The organism is Pseudonocardia yuanmonensis, from assembly GCF_039542425.1.
Taxonomy (GTDB): domain Bacteria; phylum Actinomycetota; class Actinomycetes; order Mycobacteriales; family Pseudonocardiaceae; genus Pseudonocardia; species Pseudonocardia yuanmonensis.
The window spans coordinates 77,479-96,517 of sequence record NZ_BAABIC010000028.1 but is presented as its reverse complement, the minus strand read 5'-3'; the positions used below and the strand labels follow the sequence as shown (position 1 = coordinate 96,517).

At 74.0% G+C, this 19,039-nt stretch carries 19 protein-coding genes and 3 pseudogenes; 5 read left to right on the top strand and 17 right to left on the bottom strand.

Annotated features, from left to right (window positions below; all coding sequences use genetic code 11):
* Both ABD990_RS29870 and ABD990_RS29865 read right to left on the bottom strand, forming a co-directional pair.
* A pseudogene (locus tag ABD990_RS29870) lies at window positions 1-227 on the bottom strand (hypothetical protein); the annotation flags it as partial.
* 135 nt (window positions 228-362) lie between these two features.
* Window positions 363-1,379 (bottom strand): FUSC family protein, encoded by a 1,017-nt coding sequence (locus ABD990_RS29865; protein WP_345384119.1) that lies wholly within the window; start codon window positions 1,377-1,379, stop codon window positions 363-365.
* Between the two features lie 217 nt (window positions 1,380-1,596).
* Between ABD990_RS29865 and ABD990_RS29860 the strand changes: the two genes are divergently transcribed.
* Window positions 1,597-4,419, top strand: coding sequence for a winged helix-turn-helix domain-containing protein (locus ABD990_RS29860; RefSeq protein WP_345384118.1), 2,823 nt, complete (start codon window positions 1,597-1,599; stop codon window positions 4,417-4,419).
* 7 nt (window positions 4,420-4,426) lie between these two features.
* On the opposite strand, the gene ABD990_RS29855 is transcribed toward ABD990_RS29860, so the two are convergent.
* Window positions 4,427-4,660 carry a hypothetical protein gene (locus ABD990_RS29855; protein ID WP_425569688.1) on the bottom strand — a complete coding sequence of 78 codons (234 nt, stop codon included), beginning with the start codon at window positions 4,658-4,660 and terminating at the stop codon, window positions 4,427-4,429.
* 255 nt (window positions 4,661-4,915) lie between these two features.
* Here ABD990_RS29855 and ABD990_RS29850 point away from each other — a divergent pair.
* Window positions 4,916-5,080: pseudogene (locus ABD990_RS29850) on the top strand (endonuclease V); the annotation flags it as partial.
* A gap of 199 nt (window positions 5,081-5,279) precedes the next feature.
* Here ABD990_RS29850 and ABD990_RS29845 read toward each other — a convergent pair.
* Genes ABD990_RS29845 through ABD990_RS29830 form a run of 4 tightly spaced genes read right to left on the bottom strand, consistent with a single transcriptional unit; the run spans window position 5,280 to window position 7,441 of the window.
* Window positions 5,280-5,588 (bottom strand): hypothetical protein, encoded by a 309-nt coding sequence (locus ABD990_RS29845; RefSeq protein ID WP_345384124.1) that lies wholly within the window; start codon window positions 5,586-5,588, stop codon window positions 5,280-5,282.
* 42 nt (window positions 5,589-5,630) lie between these two features.
* Complete coding sequence (locus ABD990_RS29840) at window positions 5,631-6,509, bottom strand: phosphotransferase family protein (protein WP_345384117.1); 879 nt, start codon at window positions 6,507-6,509, stop codon at window positions 5,631-5,633.
* Complete coding sequence (locus ABD990_RS29835) at window positions 6,506-7,111, bottom strand: TetR/AcrR family transcriptional regulator (protein ID WP_345384116.1); 606 nt, start codon at window positions 7,109-7,111, stop codon at window positions 6,506-6,508. Before ABD990_RS29835 ends, ABD990_RS29840 begins: the two co-directional genes overlap by 4 nt.
* Window positions 7,112-7,138: 27 nt before the next feature.
* Entirely contained in the window at window positions 7,139-7,441 is a 303-nt protein-coding gene (locus ABD990_RS29830; protein WP_345384115.1) for a hypothetical protein, read from the bottom strand.
* Window positions 7,442-7,618: 177 nt separating this feature from the next.
* On the opposite strand from ABD990_RS29830, the gene ABD990_RS29825 reads away from it, so the two are divergent.
* Complete coding sequence (locus tag ABD990_RS29825; RefSeq protein ID WP_345384114.1) at window positions 7,619-7,750, top strand: hypothetical protein; 132 nt, start codon at window positions 7,619-7,621, stop codon at window positions 7,748-7,750.
* Between the two features lie 27 nt (window positions 7,751-7,777).
* Here the strand turns inward: ABD990_RS29825 and ABD990_RS29820 are convergent, their stop codons facing one another.
* Complete coding sequence (locus ABD990_RS29820; protein WP_345384113.1) at window positions 7,778-8,788, bottom strand: AraC family transcriptional regulator; 1,011 nt, start codon at window positions 8,786-8,788, stop codon at window positions 7,778-7,780.
* Window positions 8,789-9,095: 307 nt separating this feature from the next.
* On the opposite strand from ABD990_RS29820, the gene ABD990_RS29815 reads away from it, so the two are divergent.
* Both ABD990_RS29815 and ABD990_RS29810 read left to right on the top strand, forming a co-directional pair.
* A complete protein-coding gene (locus tag ABD990_RS29815; protein WP_345384112.1) occupies window positions 9,096-10,040 on the top strand; it encodes an alpha/beta hydrolase in 945 nt (314 codons plus the stop codon).
* 3 nt (window positions 10,041-10,043) lie between these two features.
* On the top strand, window positions 10,044-11,624 hold the full coding sequence (locus ABD990_RS29810) for a flavin-containing monooxygenase (protein ID WP_345384111.1): 1,581 nt from the start codon (window positions 10,044-10,046) through the stop codon (window positions 11,622-11,624).
* A gap of 24 nt (window positions 11,625-11,648) precedes the next feature.
* On the opposite strand, the gene ABD990_RS29805 is transcribed toward ABD990_RS29810, so the two are convergent.
* The 9 genes and pseudogenes from ABD990_RS29805 to ABD990_RS29765 all read right to left on the bottom strand — a co-directional run bounded on the left by ABD990_RS29805 (window position 11,649) and on the right by ABD990_RS29765 (window position 18,994).
* Window positions 11,649-11,912, bottom strand: a complete 264-nt coding sequence (locus tag ABD990_RS29805; RefSeq protein WP_345384110.1) for a substrate-binding domain-containing protein — start codon at window positions 11,910-11,912, stop codon at window positions 11,649-11,651.
* Window positions 11,894-12,154, bottom strand: a pseudogene (locus ABD990_RS29800) (substrate-binding domain-containing protein); the annotation flags it as partial. The gene ABD990_RS29805 and the pseudogene ABD990_RS29800, both read right to left, overlap by 19 nt.
* A 10-nt stretch (window positions 12,155-12,164) precedes the next feature.
* Window positions 12,165-13,421 (bottom strand): alpha/beta fold hydrolase, encoded by a 1,257-nt coding sequence (locus ABD990_RS29795; protein WP_345384109.1) that lies wholly within the window; start codon window positions 13,419-13,421, stop codon window positions 12,165-12,167.
* Window positions 13,418-13,666 (bottom strand): hypothetical protein, encoded by a 249-nt coding sequence (locus tag ABD990_RS29790; protein ID WP_345384108.1) that lies wholly within the window; start codon window positions 13,664-13,666, stop codon window positions 13,418-13,420. The genes ABD990_RS29795 and ABD990_RS29790 overlap by 4 nt, the downstream gene beginning before the upstream one ends.
* On the bottom strand, window positions 13,663-14,307 hold the full coding sequence (locus ABD990_RS29785; protein ID WP_345384107.1) for a VOC family protein: 645 nt from the start codon (window positions 14,305-14,307) through the stop codon (window positions 13,663-13,665). Before ABD990_RS29785 ends, ABD990_RS29790 begins: the two co-directional genes overlap by 4 nt.
* Before the next feature lie 121 nt (window positions 14,308-14,428).
* On the bottom strand, window positions 14,429-15,127 hold the full coding sequence (locus ABD990_RS29780) for a TetR/AcrR family transcriptional regulator (protein ID WP_345384106.1): 699 nt from the start codon (window positions 15,125-15,127) through the stop codon (window positions 14,429-14,431).
* The gene (locus tag ABD990_RS29775) at window positions 15,124-15,867 is read right to left on the bottom strand and encodes a maleate cis-trans isomerase family protein (RefSeq protein WP_486362911.1); all 744 of its coding nucleotides are present in this window, start codon (window positions 15,865-15,867) and stop codon (window positions 15,124-15,126) included. The genes ABD990_RS29780 and ABD990_RS29775 overlap by 4 nt, the downstream gene beginning before the upstream one ends.
* Entirely contained in the window at window positions 15,864-17,462 is a 1,599-nt protein-coding gene (locus ABD990_RS29770) for a (2,3-dihydroxybenzoyl)adenylate synthase (protein ID WP_345384104.1), read from the bottom strand. The genes ABD990_RS29775 and ABD990_RS29770 overlap by 4 nt, the downstream gene beginning before the upstream one ends.
* Complete coding sequence (locus ABD990_RS29765) at window positions 17,459-18,994, bottom strand: FAD-dependent monooxygenase (RefSeq protein WP_345384103.1); 1,536 nt, start codon at window positions 18,992-18,994, stop codon at window positions 17,459-17,461. Before ABD990_RS29765 ends, ABD990_RS29770 begins: the two co-directional genes overlap by 4 nt.
* Between the last annotated feature and the right edge of the window lie 45 nt (window positions 18,995-19,039).

The window sequence follows — 19,039 nt, the reverse complement described above, 5'->3', positions numbered from 1 at the left end:
TCCGCGTACGGGTAGTCCTGCCGCCAGGTCGTGACCTCTCCCCCGTCACGCGCCAGCAGGATCTCCTCGTCGTCGTCGAGCTCGCGGACGGTGTAGCCGTCCAGGTCGTCGAGCAGGTCCGCCGCCTGCAACGCCTCGCGCAGCTGGGTGCGGGTGCGCTCGGAGTGCCCGGCCCCGCGGGGTGAGCTGCGGAAGGACGCGACGACGCGGTCGAGCGAGGAGGTCACGCGGACCTCTCTAGCCGATCCGGCACGCGGGGGAAATCCTGGGCGCGAACGGCTGGCGGACGGGGTGTCGCCGACGGGACCCGCCGGGGAGGCCACCACGATGCGAGCACCCGCAGGACGGTCGGACCGGGGCGGTCATCCGTGGCCGCGGTCGTCCTCCCCAGGGCGTGAGACAGCTCGGCGGCGGCGGGTGCACCGTTCGGACAGCACCGGCGCCACCACCCCGAACACGACGGCGACGGCGACGCCGAGCACGGTCTCGCCGAGGCGTTCCCAGAACCGGCCCGCGGCCGAGGACGGGTCCGAGCCGAGCAGCAGCAGGAAGACCAGGAAGGTGGTGAAGGCGGGCATGACGTACCAGCGGCTGCCCACCGTCGCCGTCGCGGCGACGAGTGCCACGGCCGTCGCGACCGTGAGCAGCCACGGCGGCGCGTGCCCGCTCACCAGCGCGACGGCGGCGAGCGCCCCCACCATCACCGAGACCGGTCGCCCGATCGCCCGCAGCTCCAGTTGCGCCTGTCCGGGCCGCATGACCAGCAGCGCCGCCGCGGTGGGCCAGCCGACGTGGTCCAGGTGCAGGGCGAAGCCGAGGGCTGCACAGACCCCTGCTGCCAGGGCGAGCCACAGCCCGTACGCGAGGTTCGGTGGCGGCGGATCGACCCGCCGCCGTGGCGCCGTCTCGGGCCAGAACAGCGACACCAGCCACCCGTACACCGACCCGGCGACGAAGAGCACAGCGAGCGGCGCGGCCGCCGCCGGGCCCGGATAGCTCAGGCCGACCCCGATCAGCGGTACGGCGAGCAGCAACAGGATCCGCGCCTTCGGTCGCCGGGTGGCGAGGAGGGAGGCGCCGAACGCGCAGGCCGTCAGCGCGGGCACGGCGAGCCACGGCGACACGGCGATCAGCCCGCCGATCAGCACCGAGACACCCATCAACGACCCGATCGCGACGACCAGGAGACGGCCCCGGCGCCGCGGGACGAGGGGAAGCGCCGCGGCGGGGATCACGCCGAGCGCCACCGCCACGCCGGCGTCGGCGTCCTGCGGGAGGACGAGACATGCGGGCAGGGCCAGCAGGGCACCACGCAGCGCGGCCGACCAGTGCCAGACCACCCAGGCCGGAGCTCGGCGATCTGCGGGCAGGCCGGTCACGGGACGACCGCCGCGCCTGCGGGTGTCGTGGGAGCACGGGGCACCGGGGCACGGTCCCAGCCGGCAGGGGCGAGGGGATCACGCGTGGCGAGTGAGTTGTCCGAGGACGTTCACGGCACAACGAAACGACGCAAGTCTCACCCGTTGCGGAGGATGGGGCGGACGTTCGGCTGGTGGCAGCGTGCGTGAGGGTGTCGCTACCGTCGACCGTCCGACGGTGGAGGTTGGGGGGAACCGGGATGACTCGCGCACGGGGCAGGAGGACACGCTCGCGCACCGGGCCGCCCTGATGCGGCCCCTTCCGTCGCGCCCCGGCGCCGATCCCGCCGGGCGGCACCGGCCGGGCGTCCCGGCGCCGCGCTCGTCGCACGACGTCTCACCGCTGTCGTCGGCCTCGGCCGCCCCGGATCCCTGGCCGCTGCGTCACCGGCACCGGGTGCTGCCGTCGAAGACGTCGGTACCGGCCGTGTCGGAACGCTTCGTCCCGCGCCGGCACCTCCACACGCTTCTCGACGTTGCCGCCGATCGCCCGGTCACGCTGCTCAGCGCTCCGGCCGGCTACGGCAAGACCCAGACCGTCGCGGACTGGGTACGCCGCTCGGTCCGCTTCTCCGGCGTCGCGTGGGTGACCGTCGACCGCGACGACGACGCGACGAGCGTCTGGGCGGCCCTGCTCGAGGCCTTCTGCGGGTGCGCCGGCCTCGCCGCGGACGACGAACGACGCGAGCTCGTCGACCACGCATCCGACGAGCAGGCGCTGCTCGCCGAGCTCCTGGACATCCTCGCCGTGCTCGACGGCCCCGTCCTGCTGGTCCTCGACGACCTGCACGAGATCGCCACGTCCCGGTCCCTGCACGTCGTCGAGATGCTGCTGCGCCACCAACCCGAGTTCCTGCACCTCGTCCTGGCCGCACGGCACGACCCTCCGCTCGGACTGGCGAGGATGCGGTTGGACGACCGCCTCGCCGAGATCCGCTCCGGCGACCTCCGCTTCGACGCCGACTCCGCGGCGCTCCTGTTGCGCAGAGCCGGGGTGGACCTGGACCGACACCGCGTCGAGGTGCTCGTCGCGCGCACCGAGGGCTGGGCCGCGGGCCTGCGACTGGCGGCCCTGTCCCTGAACGGCGCCCCCTCGCCCGAGCACTTCTTCGAGCACTTCCTCGGTCAGGACCAGGCGGTCGCCGACTACCTCATCGGCGAGGTCCTCGGCCGGCTGCCGGCCGACCTGCTCGACTTCCTCCGGATCCTCGCCGTGTGCTCGCCGATGCCGACCGAGCTCGCCGCACGACTCTCCGGCCGGAGCGACGCCGCCGCGCTGCTGGAACGCCTCGAACGGGAGACCGCCCTGGTGACCGGGGACGGGCCGGGGAGATGGTCCTACCGCATCCACACCCTGCTGAGGGCCTACCTCGGGGCGGACCTCGACCGGGTCGAGCCCGGCAGGCGGCAGGACCTGCACCGGCTCGCCGCGCGCTGGTTCGAGGGCAACCACGACCTGTCGTCGGCCGTGGAGCACGCGGCCGCGGGCCGTGACACTGCGCAGATCACCGCTCAACTCCACCGGTACGGCGTCGCCCTCCTGCTCGCCGGGCACGCCGACCACCTCGCGACCGCTCTGCGTGCGCTCCCGTCCGACCGGGTCGACCGTGACCCGTGGTTGGCGCTGCTGGCCGCGGTCGTGGCCCTGAACGGCGAGCACCCGGGCACGGCCGAGGTCGAGGTGGAGCACGCCCGCCGTGCGTGGCCGCGGAACCCCACCAACGACCTGGTGGTCCTGCGCGCGCTCGTGGAGGGCGAGGTCGCCGCCGCCCTCCGCCACCCGGTCCAGCCTCCCGCGACCGGTCCGGACACCCACCCGCTGCCCGAGCAACCCGCCCTCGAGGCATGGACGCGCGCCGACCGCGCCCGCGCGCACGTCCTCACCAACGCCCTCGGCGACGCCGATCACGAGTTCGAGCACGCACGAGGCCTCGCCGAGCGCCACGGCCTCGACAGCCTCGAACTACGGGCCATGGTCGGAGAAGCGGTGATCAAGGCACTCCGCGGGGACTACGTGGGCATGGCCGAGCGGGCGACCGAGGCGCTGACCAAGGCCCGGCGGACCGGGCCGGCCGACGGTCCGATGGCCGCCGCCGCGCATCTCATGCAGGCCTCGGCGGACCTCGTGGGCCTCCGACCGAACGACGCCCTCACCCGCCTCGCCTCCGCGCGCTCCGCCATCGGGCCGAGGAACGACCCCTGGCTGTCCGCGACGATCGAGTCCTTCGTCGCGGTCGCCGAGTTCGACCGCGCCCGGAGATCGGCCTCGGACGCCGCGCAGGTCCTCCACCGCACCCGTCTCCTGATCGGCCCCGACCTTCCGTTGGCGGAGTGGACGCTCGGCCTCGCGGTCCTCGAGCACGAGCTGGCGGACGCCGCCCACGACAGGGTCCTCGCCCGGGACGTCGTCGCGTGGTGCCGCGCGCACCTGGAGTGCGACGGAGACGCGGCCGTCCTGCGAGCGCGAAGCCTCCTGCGTCAGGACCGGACCGATCAGGCCCGGGAGTCCGTCCTCCCCGTCCTCGACGGCGAGCTGGTTCCGGTCCTGCCGGCCAGCACGGTCCACGCCTGGCTCGTCCGGGCCGCGGCCGCCCACCACGCCGGCCAGCACTTCCTCGCCCGGGAGGACCTGGCCGAGGCACTCGCGGCGGCCGCGCCACACGGTTTGATCCGGCCCTTCCGCTACGCCGACCCCGCTTTGCTGACCATCCTCATCCGGCAGCGGGGCAGCTTCGGGCCCGCGGAACAGTTCCTCGACGTCGTCCTCGACGGCCTGGGCACCCTCGACACCGCGGCCTACGGCACCCCGGCCGACCTCACCGACCGCGAACGAACCGTCCTGTCGCAGCTGCGCACCCACCGGTCGCTCGACGAGATCGCCGGCGACCTCATGGTCTCGACGAACACGGTGAAGACGCACGTCCGCGCGATCTACCGCAAGCTCGACGTGAACAGCCGCCGCGCCGCGATCATCGCGGCCGAGGAGGCCCGCCTCCTGTGAGGGCTCCTCACGGACCGGTGACCTCCTCGCCGTCGCGCTCGTGCACCTGCTGCATCGACACGACCCGCAGCCCGAGATCCTGCAGGCGCGCCAGCACGCCGTGCACCTGCGCGTCGTCGACGAGCGTGCCGTAGAGGACGGTCTCGGTCGGCACCTCGACGGCGGTCAGCTCCTCGAACGCCTGCTGCGCCCGCTCCGACAGGCGTCCGGCCACCCGGAACTCGTACCTCATCCCCGACACGGCCGACCTCCCACCGCCGTCGCTGCGAACACCGGCGCTTCGACAACACTCCTCCACCCGTCCGGCCCGGGGCGTCACCCACCGCAGATGACGCGACGGCCGGCCTCCGCTCCTCCGCACCGGCGCGGTGTCGACGGGCGCGGGCCGCGACCAGGGCGTGGTGCCCGGCGCAGCGGGACGGCCGTCCGATAGACCCGCACCGTGCACCTGAACGCGCTCGGCCCCTGGCCGACGACGGTGGCGGACGCCGTCGCGATGCAGGACGCGCTGCGCCCGCTCGTCGACACCGAGGGGCCGGGGCCGGGCGCGGTCGCGACGGTCGCGGGACTCGACGTCGCCTACCTGGAGGGCGACGACCGGGTCGCCGCCGCCGTGGTCGTGCTCGACGCGGTGTCGCTGCGGCCGGTCGAGCACGTGGCGGTGCCCGCCCGGGCCGGCTTCGCCTACCGCTCCGGGTTCCTGGCCTTCCGCGAACTGCCGGGGCCACCGGATCGGGCTGGACGCGGCCTGTGGCCACGTCCTCGCCCTGACGCCCCGGTTCCGGCTGCCGGAGACGACCCGGTTCGCCGATCGCCTCGCCCGCGACGCGCTCCTCCGGACCTCGTGAGGACGCCGGACGTCACCCGGAGCCGGTGCTCCTCGGCACGATGCGGACCTCCTCCCGCCCGGCGTGGCGGAGGACGGCCTCGCCCCCCGCAGCGCGGACGTTGCGCACCCGGTTCACGTCCTCCCCCAGCACGGACACGAGATGGCGCTCGCCGTCCACCTCGGCCACGACGAGCGGCACCCCGACGGTGCGACCCGATCTGCGGCCCGGCACCTCCAGGGCGACGAGATGGTCCGGCCCAGCGCCGCGGGCGAAGAGCGCGGCCGTGAGCCGGTCGGCGCCGCGTGCCAGGCGGTTGGCCGTGCGCCCCGGTAGAGCCACTGCCGCACGCTCACCGTTCCGCTCCTTCCGGTGAAGTGGGGGTCAGAACAGCCACGGCAACGCCTCCAGGCTCTTGGCCGCGTACTGCTCCCGACCCGGCTGCAGGCCGTGGGCGAGATCCTCGAGGAGGGTGCACCGGGCGTAGAACAGCGCCCGGGTCCGCAGCGGCTCCCCGTCGCCGGCGCCGCACGCGTCCACCGCCCGGTCGAGGGCGGCCCGCCCGAGGTCGCGCAGGATCCGTCCGAGGTCGACCGCCGGGTCGGCGACGGCGGCGTCGCTCCAGTCGATGATCCCGGTGACCCGGACGTCGTCGACGAGCACGTGCTCGATGCCCAGGTCGTTATGGGTGAGGACCCGCCGCTCGGGGGCCGGCGGCGGTGGCTCGGCGAGGAACCGCTCGACGCCGCCCCGGAGGTCGGCGGGGATCGCACCCTGGACCGCCTCGTAGGTCTCCGTTGCCTCGTCGTGCCAGACATCCGGCTCGACGTCGTCGACCTCCACCACCCCGTTCAGCCGGGCGGGCGGCAGCGCGTGCAGGGCGGCGAGCACTGTCCCCAGCACCGCCCCGACCTCGGGCCCGCACGCGGCACGGTCCGCGGCGGACCGGTCGAGCAGCGGGGCGCCGGGGAGTCTGCCGAGGACCAGGCAGCCCTCCCCCGGCACGACGAGCCGCACCGGGGGCACCGGCACGGGACAGACCGTGGCGAGCAGGCGCAGCAGTTCCGCCTCCCGCACCACGGCCGCCGCGCGGGCCCCGGGATCGGGTTCGCGGCCGAACCGGGCGATCAGGGTTCCGTCGACCTCGTAGGCGTCGTGGTCGAGGCCCGAACCGAGCGGGGTCACCGTGGCGACGGGCAGGTGCCGGGCGAGCCGTGCCGCCACCTCGGCCGCCCCGAGGGAACCCTCGCGCGCGGCGGTCACGGCAGGCTCCCGGTCGACCGCGCCGCGGGCGGCCCGAGCACCGGCTGCACTGCGCGCCACGCCCCCGCGGCCAGCAGGTCGGCGACCGGCGACAACGACGACCGGGGTGAGGCGAGCCAGCCGCGCGCGTACTCGTGGGCCGGGCCGGTCCAGAGCGCGACGACCGCCGCCAGCTCCGGCGTCCCCGGCCAGCCGTGGTCGCGCAACCAGGTGTCGATCTCGGCGGCGAAGCCGCGCTTGGCGTCCAGCGCCGCCTCGTCCAGCATCGACTGCAGCAGCTCGGGCGGTGAGAAGAGGAACAGCCGCGCGAGCTGCGGGTTGTCCTCGATCCACCGCAGGTGCCGCACCACGACCCGGCGGACCGCGTCCTCCGCGGCCTCCGCCGCGTGCAGGGCCTGCAGCAGGACCGCCCGGTGATCGGCGAGCCCGGCCACCACCACCGCCGAGGCCAGATCGGCACGGGTCGGGAAGTGGTGGAACAACGCCCCGTTGCTGACCCCGGCGCGCTCCCGGACCGCCTGCATCGAGGTCGCCTCCCAGCCGCGCTCCTCCACGCTGGCCAGCGCCGCCTCGATGATCACGGCCCTCCCGTCCCGCCTCACGGAGTGGCACTCTAGAGTGACACTCTGTCAAGGGCAAGCCGTCCTCGTGCGGGAGCGGCGGTCAGCCGAGCAGGCCCCGCTGCAGGAGCTCCGTGACCCACGCCCGGAACTGCGCGGGGTCCAGGCGCACTCGGTCGTGAGCAGGTGGTACAGCTCCGGTGACAGCAGCGCGCTGTACCGTCGGGCGGCCTCCTCGACGTCCAGGCCGCCCCGCAGCGCGTCGCCGAGGTACGCGTCGACGGTGCGCCGCTGGATGTCGAGCCGGCGGCGCAGCATCCGGGTGCAGAGGTCGGCGGCGAACGGATGACCGTCGGCAGCGCCCCTGATCACGAGGTGCACCGGACTGGTGCGGGCCAGGGTCTCGCAGCTCAGGGCGATCAGCAGGCGGAGCCGCTCGGCGGGATCCGGTAGCGCGCCGAGCTCCTCGCGCCGGCGCTGCTGGATCGACCTGCAACCGGATCCGGATCCAGGCCGTGGTTCCGGGAGAAGGTCGAGCTGCTCACCGCGATGGTGCCCGGGGCCGAGATGGTCACCGTCCCCGGTCTCGACCACCTGGGGCCGCTGACGCACCCGGACGAGTTCGGCGAGGTGATCGCGCGCTCCGTCCGCAGGCAGGAGAGCCGGGCCGCCGGCGGGTGAGACCTCCACCGCGGCCACCCGGCGCTCTCAGTCGCTCGTGCGCCCCTGCCAGCGGCGACGGGCGCGCAGGTAGCTCGACCAGTCCCGGTACCCCAGGCGCCGGGCGAGCTCGCCCCGCGGGACCGCCGGGGTGCGCAGGAGATCCTCGGCGAGCGTCCACCGCACCTCGTCGAGGATCGCGCGGAAGGTCGTGCCCTCCTGGGCGAGGCGCCGGCGCAGCGTCCGCGGCGGGTAGTGCAGGCTCTCCGCGACCTCCTCCAGGCCGACGTCGAGGGACTCCCGCCCCAGCAGCTGGGCGCGGACCTGGGCGGCGATGCCGGTCCGGTGCAGGCGCTCGGTGCGGACGCGCTCGCACTGCTGGATCATCACCGCCGCGGTGTGCGGGCTGGCCATCGGCAGCGGCTCGTCGAGGAACCCGGGGTCGTACACGAGCTCGGTCCGGGGGTGCCCGCAGCTCACCGGCACCTCGAAGTGCTCCTTGAACACCGGCGGCAGCGGGGCGCGCCCGTGGTCGGGTCCCAGCCGGACCTCGCGCAGCGGCACCCGCCGCGGCCAGGGCAGCAGCTCGCGCTGCAACTGGATCGCCGCCGCGAGGTCCCGCTCCACGACGAAGCGCCGGATGTCGCGGGGCACGTCGTCCGCCACGAGGTCCTGCACCACCGAGGGCACGTCCGTCTCGTAGACGCTCATCGTCGAGAAGGCGAAGGTCAGCGGCGCGTACCGCAACCCGTGCCGGACGGTCTCGCGCACCGACGAGCACGCGGCGAGCAGGAACCCGTAGTAGCCGTAGGCGGTGAGGTGGTAGAGCCTGCCGATCTCCACCCCCAGTCCCGGCCGGTCACCGAAGACGTGCAGCAGGTTGCGGATCACCGCGATCTCCTGCCGGGCCTCGATCAGCTGCTCGGAGTCGGCGAGGAGGGCGGGCGGGATGTGCGAGCCCCGCAGCAGTGCCTCGGCCGGCACGCCGGCGACGGCGGCCCACTCGCAGAGGATCGAGACCCCGACCATGGTCCGCGGGTGGTCCCAGGAGTCCGTCATCGCGGCCACGACACGCGGCGGCGTGCTGTCCGTCCGGCGAGCCGCCGTCATCGATGACCGCCTCCGTTGATGCCGGGCCCCCTCGCCGTGCGCACCCCGAGTCTGGCCACGAGCCCTACCCGCCGTCAAACGACTGCATTACCCCGCGTGGACGAGCGGTGGCCGGAACGGCCGCGATGTGGCCCCGTCTGCGCTGTCGGCGCACCTCGGGCGCACCTACGGTGAGGCACCGAATCCGTGATCGGGAACATAGAGGACCGGATCACGGGACGACGCGTTGTGTCCGAACTCGACGAGGAGAAGGTGCATGCCGCTCGAACCGGCGTCACAGGCGCTGCTGGCCCAACTCGCGGAGGCAGGCGGACCCGCGATCCACGAGTCGACCCCGGCCGTGGCCCGGCTCAACGGCCCGGTGATGGCCGGGCTCAGCGGGCGTGGCCCCGATGTCGCCGCAGTGCGTGACCTGAAGCTCGACGGCGAGGCCGGCCGGTTCCGGGTCCGCGTCCTGACCCCGTTCGGCGAGCCGCAGGGGATCGTCGTCTACTTCCACGGCGGCGGGTGGGTGCTCGGTGACATCGACCTCCAGTACGACCACATCGGACGGCGGCTGGCCGAGCTGACCCGCTCCGTGGTCGTCCTGGTCAACTACCGCAAAGCCCCCGAGCACCCCTTCCCCACCGCGATCGAGGACAGCTGGGCCGGGCTCACCTGGGTCGCGGAGCACGCCGACGAGCTCGCGCGCGCCGGCGTGCCGCTCGTCGTCGCCGGGGACAGCGCGGGCGGGAACATCGCCGCGGTCATGACGCTGCGGGCACGGGAGCGGGGCGGACCCGCGATCGGCTACCAGGCCCTCGTCTACCCGGTGACCGACTGCGACCTCACGACCCCGTCCTACCTCGCGCCGCAGAACCAGCTGCTGCTCAACCGGGACACCATGGCCTGGTTCTGGGACCACTACCTGCCGGACCCGGCCGCGCGGACCCACCCGGACGCCTCGCCGCTGCGCGCCGCGAGCCACGAGGGCCTGCCGCCCGCGCTCGTGGTGGTCGCCGAGTTCGACCCGCTGCACGACGAGGGCGTCGCCTACGCCGAGGCCCTGCGGGCCGCGGGCGTGCCCGTCGTGCTCGAGGAGGCCGAGGGCGAGATGCACGCCTACTTCCAGATGATCAACATCCTGCCGGGCGCCGAGACCGGCCTCAAGCTCGTCGCGAGCCACGTCGCGGCGTTCCTCGAGAACGGCCGGGAGGGCTGAGCGGTGACACACCACGACGTGATCGTGATCGGGGCCGGCTTCTCCGGCATGTACCAGCTGAAGCGGCTGCGCGAGGCGGGTTTCGACACCGTCGTGATCGAGGCGGGCGACGACGTCGGCGGCACCTGGTTCTGGAACCGCTACCCCGGCGCCCGCTGCGACATCGAGTCGGTCGAATACTCCTACTCCTTCGACCCGCAGCTCGAGCAGGAGTGGGACTGGAGCGAGCGCTACGCCGCCCAGCCCGAGATCCTCGACTACGCCCGGCACGTCGCCGACCGCTACGACCTGCGCCGGGACATCGAGTTCAACCGCCGGGTGCGGTCGCTGGACTGGGACGAGGACGCGACCCGCTGGACCGTCACCACGGACGACGGGCGGAGCCGGACCGCCACCTGGGTGATCGCGGCGACGGGCTGCCTGTCGGTGCCGTCGCGGCCGCGCTTCGAGGGACTCGAGGACTTCGCCGGAGAGGTCTACTGGACCTCCAGCTGGCCGCACGAGCCCGTCGACCTGGCGGGGAAGCGGGTCGCCGTGGTCGGCACCGGGTCCTCCGGGCTGCAGACGATCACCGCGATCGCCCCCGAGGTCGGGAGCCTCGTCGTCTTCCAGCGGACCCCGTCGTACGCCGTGCCCGCGCACAACGGGCCGAACGAGCGGCTCGCCGAGGTCCGCCCGATCTATCCCGAGTTCCGCGCGGCCAGCCGGATGGAGCGGATCGGGTTCCAGTGCGACGCCGGCACCGACCTGCTCGGCGAGACCGACCCCGAGGAGGTCGAGCGGCGGCTGGGCCTGCGCTGGGACGTGGGCGGGCTCTGCTTCACCTCGGAGTTCGCGGACGTCCTCGTCGACGCCGAGGCGAACGAGGTCGTGGCCGAGTACGTCCGGCGCCGCATCCGCGAGACGGTGAAGGACCCGGACGTCGCCGAGAAGCTCAGCCCGCGGACCTACCCCATCGCGAGCAAGCGCATGTGCGTCGACACCGGTTACTTCGAGGTCTACAACCGGGACAACGTGTCCCTCGTGGACCTGGGCGAGGAGCCGATCCGCCGCATCACCGCGCGCGGGATCGTGGCGGGCGACACCGAGCACGAGGTCGACGTGATCGTCTTCGCGACCGGCTTCGACGCGATGACCGGCGCGCTCAACGCCATGGAGGTCCGCAACGGGGACCTGACCCTCCGCGAGAAGTGGGCGGACGGCCCCCGCACCTACATGGGCCTGATGTCGGTCGGCTTCCCGAACCTGTTCACGGTCACCGGGCCGCAGAGCCCGTCCGTCCTGTCGAACATGATGACCTCGATCGAGTACCACGTGGACTGGATCACGGCCGCGCTCGAGTACCTGCGCGCGAACGGACGGACCCGGATGGAGGCCGAGCAGGAGGCCGAGGACAACTGGGTGACGGCGACCAACGACATCGCCGACACCACGCTCATGCCGCAGGCGGCGTCCTGGTACATGGGCGCCAACATCCCGGGCAAGCGGCGGATGTTCATGCCGTTCCTCGGCGGGGTCGGCACCTACAAGCAGATCGGCGACGGGGTCGCGGTGGCGCGCTACCACGGCTTCGAGCTGGTGTAGGGCTCCCTTCCGGGAGGCGGGCGCTCACCTGCCGGCGGCGGGCCGGTCCGTCGTCCCGCGGACGACCAGCTGGGGCGGGAGGGCGATCCGCTTCGGCTCCCGCTCCGGCAGGTCGAGCCGCTCCACGACCGCCTTGATCGCGAAGTCGGCATGCCGGGGATGTCCCCGGCGGACCGAGGTGAGGTCGATCCCCGGGAGCTTCGCGAAGCGTGAGTCGTCGTAGCCGACGACGGACAGGTCCTGCGGTACCCGCACGCCGGCGCGGATCATCACGTCGAGCAGCCCCATGGCCGCCTGGTCGTCGGCCGCGATGACGGCGGTCGGCAGCTGCCCTCGAGGAGCCGGCGCGCGGCGGCGGCGCCCTCCTCGTCGGTGTAGCCGCCGGGCACGACCCGGATGCGGTCGGCGAGGCCGTGCCCGGTCATGGCCTGCTCGTAGCCCCGCCGGCGGTCGTCGGCGCCCGGGTTCGGCCCGCCGTCGATGTGCGTGACGGCCCGGTGGCCCAGCTCGACGAGGTGGTCGACGGCCTGAGCGCCGGTCTCAGGCCGGTGGCGCCAGCGCGAAGCGCTTGTCCAGCCACGCCTCGATCTCGGCGGCGGCGAGCTCGTTGCCGGTGGGCTCGCCGGGGGCGAGGGCGGCGCCGAAGTGGAGGCCGCGGACCCGCGCGGTGGTGAGGTCGCCGCCCACGATCGAACCGGCGCCGAGGGCGGCGATCATGCGGGCGGAGTCGGCGGGGAACGCGGCCTGGTCCCCGGTGAGCTCCACGAACAGCGTCGGGACCCGGACGCCCGGGGCGCAGCGCACGAAGTCCGCCTGCGAACTGAGCCCGGACCAGGTGGAGAGCCAGGCCTCGGGGGTGGTGAGCCGCCCGAACCCGACCTGGCCGTAGTCGATCAGATCGGGGCGCCTGCCGAACAGCGAGCCGTAGGGCCGCTCGCTCGGGTCCAGGGAGAGGTCGACGTTCCGCGGGTCGGCGTCCGTGCGGAAGATCGTCATGATCGTCGGCGCCAGCGAACGCCGCCGGTCGGCGGCCGCCCCGGTCTTCTCGAACGCCGCGCGGGCCTCGGCGGTGCGGGCCAGCGCCTCCCGCGCGCGGGCGTCGATCCGGTCGACCCGGTCGTGCTGCGCCGCGCGGTAGCGCTCCAGGAACTCCGGCGTGTACGAGGAGCTCTGCGGCGGCTCGGCGAACCCGTTCGCCGGGTTCCAGGGGTCCAGCTCCGGGATCACGGACAGCGGGTCCGCCTCGTCCGCGACGGACGGGTCGATGCAGGCCAGCAGCAGCTTGCCCTGGCCGGGGTGCGGGGCCAGGAAGACCACGCCGTTCGCCACGGGCATGTCCGCCTCGGCGAGCGCCGTGGGCCGCCCGCCCGGCGTCCGGGCGATCCGGTCCGCGGGCGGGAGGGCGGCCTGCTCGAGGTAGTAGGCGAACAGGGTCCCGCCACCGGAGTGGCCGAGCACGACGACCGACTCGAAGCCCCTGTCCCGCAGGAAGACCTGTCCCGCCGCGACGTCCAGCAGGGCCTGCTCGTGGACCAGGTTCAGGTCGTTGTTCACCGACCGGGTGTGCTGGGTCCACACCGCCGCCCCGGCCTGGAGCAGCAACGGGACCAGCGGATGGTGCGTGACGTCCTGGCGCGGGTGCATCAGGCACACCACCGTCCGCGCGCCGGGCACGGTGGCCAGCACGCCCCGGACCGTCGCGCCGTCCGACGTGGTCAGCTCGTGGACCGAGGTGACCGTCGAGGCGGGCCGCTCCCCCGCCGCCAGGTAGCGGCCCGCTCCCAGCCGTCCCGTCATGCCGGCTCCACGCGCAGGGCGTCCTTGTCGTGCTGGGTGATGTGGTCCCCGCGGGCCACCGCGCCGACGCACGAGTACCAGACCGCGTGCCGGCAGCCCGTCGCGCGGCGGTCGATCACGATCGGCCCGTCCGCGCTGATCACGAAGTACGGCCCGATCTGCCCGACGGTCACCGCCGGGTCCTCGGCCGCCACCTTCGCGACGGCGGTGTTCTCCGGGACGTCGAGGACGTACAGCGTGGTCACCGCCCGACCTCCGACGGCGCGCCCTCCCAGTCCGCGGCCCGCTCCACGATCAGCTCGGCCTTGCGCGCCAGCAGCTTGCCGAAGGTGGGCTCCGGCTGCGCGACGACGTCCAGCAGGGCGTCGATCGTGAGGTTCGCGTCGAGGTCCTCCTGCGGCGTGACCGGCCGCATGGCCCGTGTGATCTCGAAGAAGTAGCCGTTGGGGTCGTGGGTGTAGATCGACTCGATGGTCTCGTGCTGGATCTGCATCTCGACCGGCCAGTCGCTGGCGTCGAGCCGGCGGCGGTACTCCAGCAGGTCCTCCTCGTTCTCGACGTGGATCGCGAGGTGCCGGGACCGGACGAAGTACTCCGGCACCTCCCCGCCGAAGCGGGCGTGGACGTCCCCCTTCGCCCCCTCGTCCCCGCCGAGCGAGGGGTCCGTGCCGAAGTAGTAGAAGAACGCGATCCGGTCGTCGTTGCCGATGTCGAAGAAGAAGTGGATGAAGTCCGGGTGGTCCTCCGGGCCCCAGCCGGCCGCGCAGATCGAGTGCACCACCGGGAAGCCGAGGACGTCCCGGTAGAAGCGCACCGTGGCCGCCGGGTCGAAGGTGGGGAACGCGACGTGGTCCACGCCCCGCACCCGGTGCTCGAGCTCCGTCATGCATGCCTCCTCACGAGTGCTCCACCGAGAACGGTACCCGCCCGTCGACGGCTGAGTCAACAGTTTGACGCTTGTGATGATTCCGTGGACGCACCTCACCCCCGACGGCGGCGGGCGCCGATCAGAGGTCGAGGAGGCGTTCCAGGTGGTCGAGGTCCTGGCGGAGCAGCTTCAGCGCCGCGGCGGGCCCCTCGGCCTCGGGCGCCTGGTGGTCGGGCCGAACCAGGGCGGCGACGGCCATGTCCGCGAGCTGGTCCGTCACCCCCTCGGCGGTGTCCCGGCCGCCGGGGTGGAACCACCAGGCGACCCAGTTGCACATGCCGAGCACGCCCAGCGCCGCCACCCGGGCGTCGACGGGTCGGAACCGACCCGCCCGCACGCCGTCGTCGATCACCCCGGCGATGACCTTGAGCACCGCGCGGCGGCTCTCGTCGTAGGCGGCCGTGAGCTCCGCCGGGAGCTCGGCCTCGGAGCGGATGAGCAGCCGGAACCGCGCGGGCTGGGCGGTCCGCCTGCCCACGATCACCTCGACGATCCCGCGCAGCCGCTGCACGGGGTCGAGGTCGCGGGCGACGAGCTCGGTCAGGTCCGCGAGCGGGCCGTTGGTGACCTCGGTGACGAGCTTGGCCAGCAGCTCGTCCTTGCTCTTGACGTAGTAGTAGAGCGCCGGCCGGGTGATGCCGAGCGCGTCCGCGATGTCCTGCAAGCTCGTGCCGGCGAAGCCGCGCTCGGCGAAGAGTCGGGTGGCGTGCTCGTAGAGCTCGTTCTCGACCAGCTCGCGCCGCGCGGTGGCCTTCCGACCCGCCCCCGGTTCGCTCATGCGCCGATCGTAGGCGGAGCCGCCCGCCCGGCACCGGCCAGCAGCCGGCCGGCCCCCGGGAGCACGGGATCGAGCCCCAGGCCCCGCAGCAGCGCGTGCGCCCCCGCGGTGGCGGCGGACAGCACCGGGAGCCCGAACTCCTCCTCGGCCGGCGCGACCAGGTCCAGGGAGGGCATCTGCACGCAGGCGGAGATCACCAGGGCGTCCGCCGTGGACAGGTCGAGGCCGCGCGCCGCGCCGAGCACCCGGTCACCCGGGATGCAGCCGACCTCGGCGTTGTCCCCCACCTCCAGCGCGGCCCAGTCGACGACCGTGAACCCCTCCGCCTCCAGGTACGCCACGACCTGCTCGGCGAGCGGCCGCAGATAGGGCGTGACGAGCGCGATCCGCCTCGCGCCCAGCGCCTGCAGGCCCTCGACGAGCGCACCGGCGCTGGACAGCACCACCGCGTCGACCTGCTCCCGGACCGCCTTCTCGACGCGCTGGTGCTCTCCCGGCCCCTGCGCCATCAGGGCGACGAGGCACGCGTAGAGCAGGGCGTCGACGCCGGCGTCCGCCAGCTCGTCGACGCACCGCTCGCGCTGCGCGTTCATCGCCCTCAGCTCCTCCGGCGAGACCCGGTGCATCCGCATCCGGCTGGAGTGGAAGGAGAACGCCTCGGGATGCCGGGCGAGGAGCGCGGGGATCTCGGTCTCGACGGTCACGTTGGAGCTGGGCACGACAAGCCCGATCCTCTTCACTCGTCCACTCCCGTATCGATCTTGGAGGCGATGTCGGCCACCAGGGCCTTCTTGTCGGTCTTGCCCACGAGCGTCCGCGGGATCTCGGCGAGGTGCTCGATCCGCTCGGGCCACTTGAAGGTCGCCACCTCCAGGCCCGCGAAGTGCTCCTGCACCTCGGACAGGGTCAGCTCCGGTCCGTCGACCACGACGTACGCGCAGGTCCGCTCGCCGAGCCGCGGGTCCGGCATCGGGACGACGGCGGCGCCGGTGACCCGGGGATGGCGGAGCAGCAGCAGCTCCACCTCCTCCGCGTTGATCTTCTCGCCGCCGCGGTTGACGAGGTCCTTGATGCGGCCCTCGATCGAGACGTACCGCTCCCCCTCGATCTCGACCCAGGCGGCGAGGTCCCCCGTGCGGTAGAAGCCGTCGCTCGTGAACGCGCGGGCGTTGTGCTCGGGGGCGTCGTAGTAGCCGGGCAGGGTGTAGGGGCCGCGGGCGCAGAGCTCCCCGACCTCGCCCGGCGGCACCTCGTCCTCGGTGCCCGGCTCGAGGATCCGCACCTCGTCCAGCGGCGAGAGCGGGGTCCCGACGGTCTCCAGCCGCGCCGCGCGGGGCGTGCCGGGCCGGGTCGTGAGGAACAGCCCCTCCCCCATCCCGAACAGCTGCCCGGACCAGAGCCCGCGGGCCTCCAGGGCGTCGAACAGCGCGGGCGGGACCTTGCTGCCGGACAGGATCACCTGGGTGAGGGCCTTGGCGGCGGCGTCGAACTCCGGGTGGTCGGCGGCGCGGTAGTGCCCGTGCCCGAGCAGGACGTGCGTGGCGCCCTCGCGCGCCAGCAACGGCAGGGACTCGTCGAGGTCCGGCGTGCCGAGGACGAGGCAGGCGCCGACGCTGTGCGGGGCGTGCACGGCGCAGACGACGCCGGCGTTGTGGATGATCGGGATCAGGTGGGCGACCCGGGTCTGCGGGGCCCACCCCCAGGACCGGGCGTACTCGGCGGCGTTGTACCAGTACTCGGCGTGCCGCCGCGGGATCACCTTCGGGACGCCGGTGGTGCCGCCGGAGAGCTGGTACACGGCGACCGCGTGCGGGTCGGCGTCGGGCACGGTCACCGGGTCGCCCTCGGGCAGCTCGCCGAGCACCAGCACGTGGCGCAGGGTGGGATGCCCCGCGGCCTGCTCGCGCGCGAACGCGACGAGATCGAACTTGAGACCCGGCTCGACGAGGTGCGCCACCGCGCCGACCCGCCGGCCGATCTCGCCGATCTCGTGCCCGCGGTGCGCGGCGAGCGTGGCCACGGGGACCAGACCCGCCTTGAGCACGGCGTACCAGGCGACGACCGACTCCAGCCGGTTCGTGACCTGGAACAGCACCGGGTCGCCGGGGCGCAGGCCGAGCCCGACCAGCCCGGCGGCGACCCGGTCGGTCCGCTCGTCGAGCTCGCCGAAGGTCAGCCGCCCGTCCAGCGCGACGACGGCCTCCCGGTCCGCGTGCTCCGCGGCCACCGCACGGAACTCCGCCGGGACGGAGCGCGATCCCCAGACCGCGCGGTAGCGGCGGACGGCGTCGGCGGGGTACGGGACCAGCGGGTCCGCCCCTGTGGTCGCGCTCATCGGATCTCCTCCCCACCGAGCACCACCAGGTCACAGCGGCCGCTGACCAGCCCGGCCGCGAGATCGTCCCGCAGCGGGGCGGGGCCCTCCACCGCCACGAGCGCGCCGGTCTCCCGGCGGACCCGCTCGGCGAGGTCCAGCCGGGTGAGCAGGGCGGCACGATCGGCGGCACCCGTGATCCGGAAGCCACCGGCCCCGGCGGCGCGGGCCTCGGCGACCAGCGCGTCGCCCGCCGCGGACCAGGGGTCGTCGAGCCGCACGGCGAGCGTGGTCAGACCGGCGGGGACCGCCGTGCGCGTCGGCAGGCGCAGGTCCCCGTGAGCGAGCGGCTGGTCGAACACCCAGTCCGTGAGCGGCCCGCCGCCCTCGACCGGCGCCGGGTCCGGCTCCGCGGACCCGGAGTACTGGGCCAGCGCCGCCCCCACCACGTCCGGCGCGGTCGCCGCGAACCGGTCCAGCGGCACGTTCCCCGCCCGGGACATGTACGCCACCATCAGCCGCGCCGCGGGCAGGTCGAGCCTGTCCGGGAACGACTCCCACCACAGCTGGGAGCGCCGGGCCAGCTCCTGCAGGCGTTCGACGGCCGGGCGCCGGACCTCCTCGTACCGGGCGAAGGCGAGCTCCACGGACGACTCCGCCTGCAGCGCCTCCACCAGCCCGATCGCGTCCTCCATCGCCAGCTTGGTCCCGGAGCCGATGGAGAAGTGGGCGGTGTGGGCGGCATCGCCCAGCAGCACCGTGTTCCCCGCGGACCACCGGGCACAGCGGACGGTCCGGAACCGCAGCCAGCGCGTGCGGTTGCCGATCAGCGGCCGGCCCTGCAGCTGCCGGGCGAAGGCCTGCTCGAGGAACCGCAGCGACGTCTCGTCCGACCCCGCCTCGGACACCGCCGTGGTGTCGAACTCCGCGCGCCGCCACGTCTGCTCGTCCGTCTCGATGAGGAAGGTCGAGCGGCCGCCGGAGTACGGGTAGGCGTGCGTGACGAACGTGCCGAACTCGGTCCCGACCGGCGCGAACACGGCGTCCCGCAGGGGGAACTCGGTGCCGCACCACAGGTACAGCCCGCGCCCGACCTCGATCTCCGCCCCGAAGTGGCCCTGTTCCCGGGTCGCGCTCGACACGCCGTCCGCCGCGATGACGACGTCCGCGTCCAGCTCCGCGGCCGCGAGCCGGGAGCCGAACTCGAGCTCCACCCCGGCCTTCTCGGCGTGCCGCTGCAGGATCGCGAGCAGCTCGGTGCGGGCGACGCCGATCAGGCGGTCGTTGCGCACCCGCACGCGGTCGTCGCCTACCTCCAGGGTCATGTCGTGCCGGACACCCGCGGCGACGAGGTCCCGCAGGGTGTCCGGGTCGGCGGCCTCGAGCTTGCGCTGCGTGCCCGCGGCGAGCCCGACGCCGAACCCGAAGGTCGTGTCCGGGTCGCCCTGCTCGTGGACGCGGACCTCGCAGGCGGGGTACGCGAGCTTCAGCAATCGGGCGGCGTAGAGCCCACCCGGTCCCCCGCCCAGCACCGCGACGCGACGTGGCTGCATCTGAACCCTCTCCGTACCAGCGTCTTTGACTAGCTCGTCGAGTAT

Coding starts and splice junctions, on each gene's coding strand:
- ABD990_RS29805 (WP_345384110.1), bottom strand. CDS start 11,912: ATGGGGCTGCTCGACGTGATGATCCGCGCCGGCGTGCGGGTACCGCAG.
- ABD990_RS29785 (WP_345384107.1), bottom strand. CDS start 14,307: ATGACGGAGCTCGAGCACCGGGTGCGGGGCGTGGACCACGTCGCGTTC.
- ABD990_RS29770 (WP_345384104.1), bottom strand. CDS start 17,462: ATGAGCGCGACCACAGGGGCGGACCCGCTGGTCCCGTACCCCGCCGAC.
- ABD990_RS29780 (WP_345384106.1), bottom strand. CDS start 15,127: ATGAGCGAACCGGGGGCGGGTCGGAAGGCCACCGCGCGGCGCGAGCTG.
- ABD990_RS29820 (WP_345384113.1), bottom strand. CDS start 8,788: ATGACGGACTCCTGGGACCACCCGCGGACCATGGTCGGGGTCTCGATC.
- ABD990_RS29765 (WP_345384103.1), bottom strand. CDS start 18,994: ATGCAGCCACGTCGCGTCGCGGTGCTGGGCGGGGGACCGGGTGGGCTC.
- ABD990_RS29825 (WP_345384114.1), top strand. CDS start 7,619: ATGGTGCCCGGGGCCGAGATGGTCACCGTCCCCGGTCTCGACCACCTG.
- ABD990_RS29795 (WP_345384109.1), bottom strand. CDS start 13,421: ATGACGGGACGGCTGGGAGCGGGCCGCTACCTGGCGGCGGGGGAGCGG.
- ABD990_RS29815 (WP_345384112.1), top strand. CDS start 9,096: ATGCCGCTCGAACCGGCGTCACAGGCGCTGCTGGCCCAACTCGCGGAG.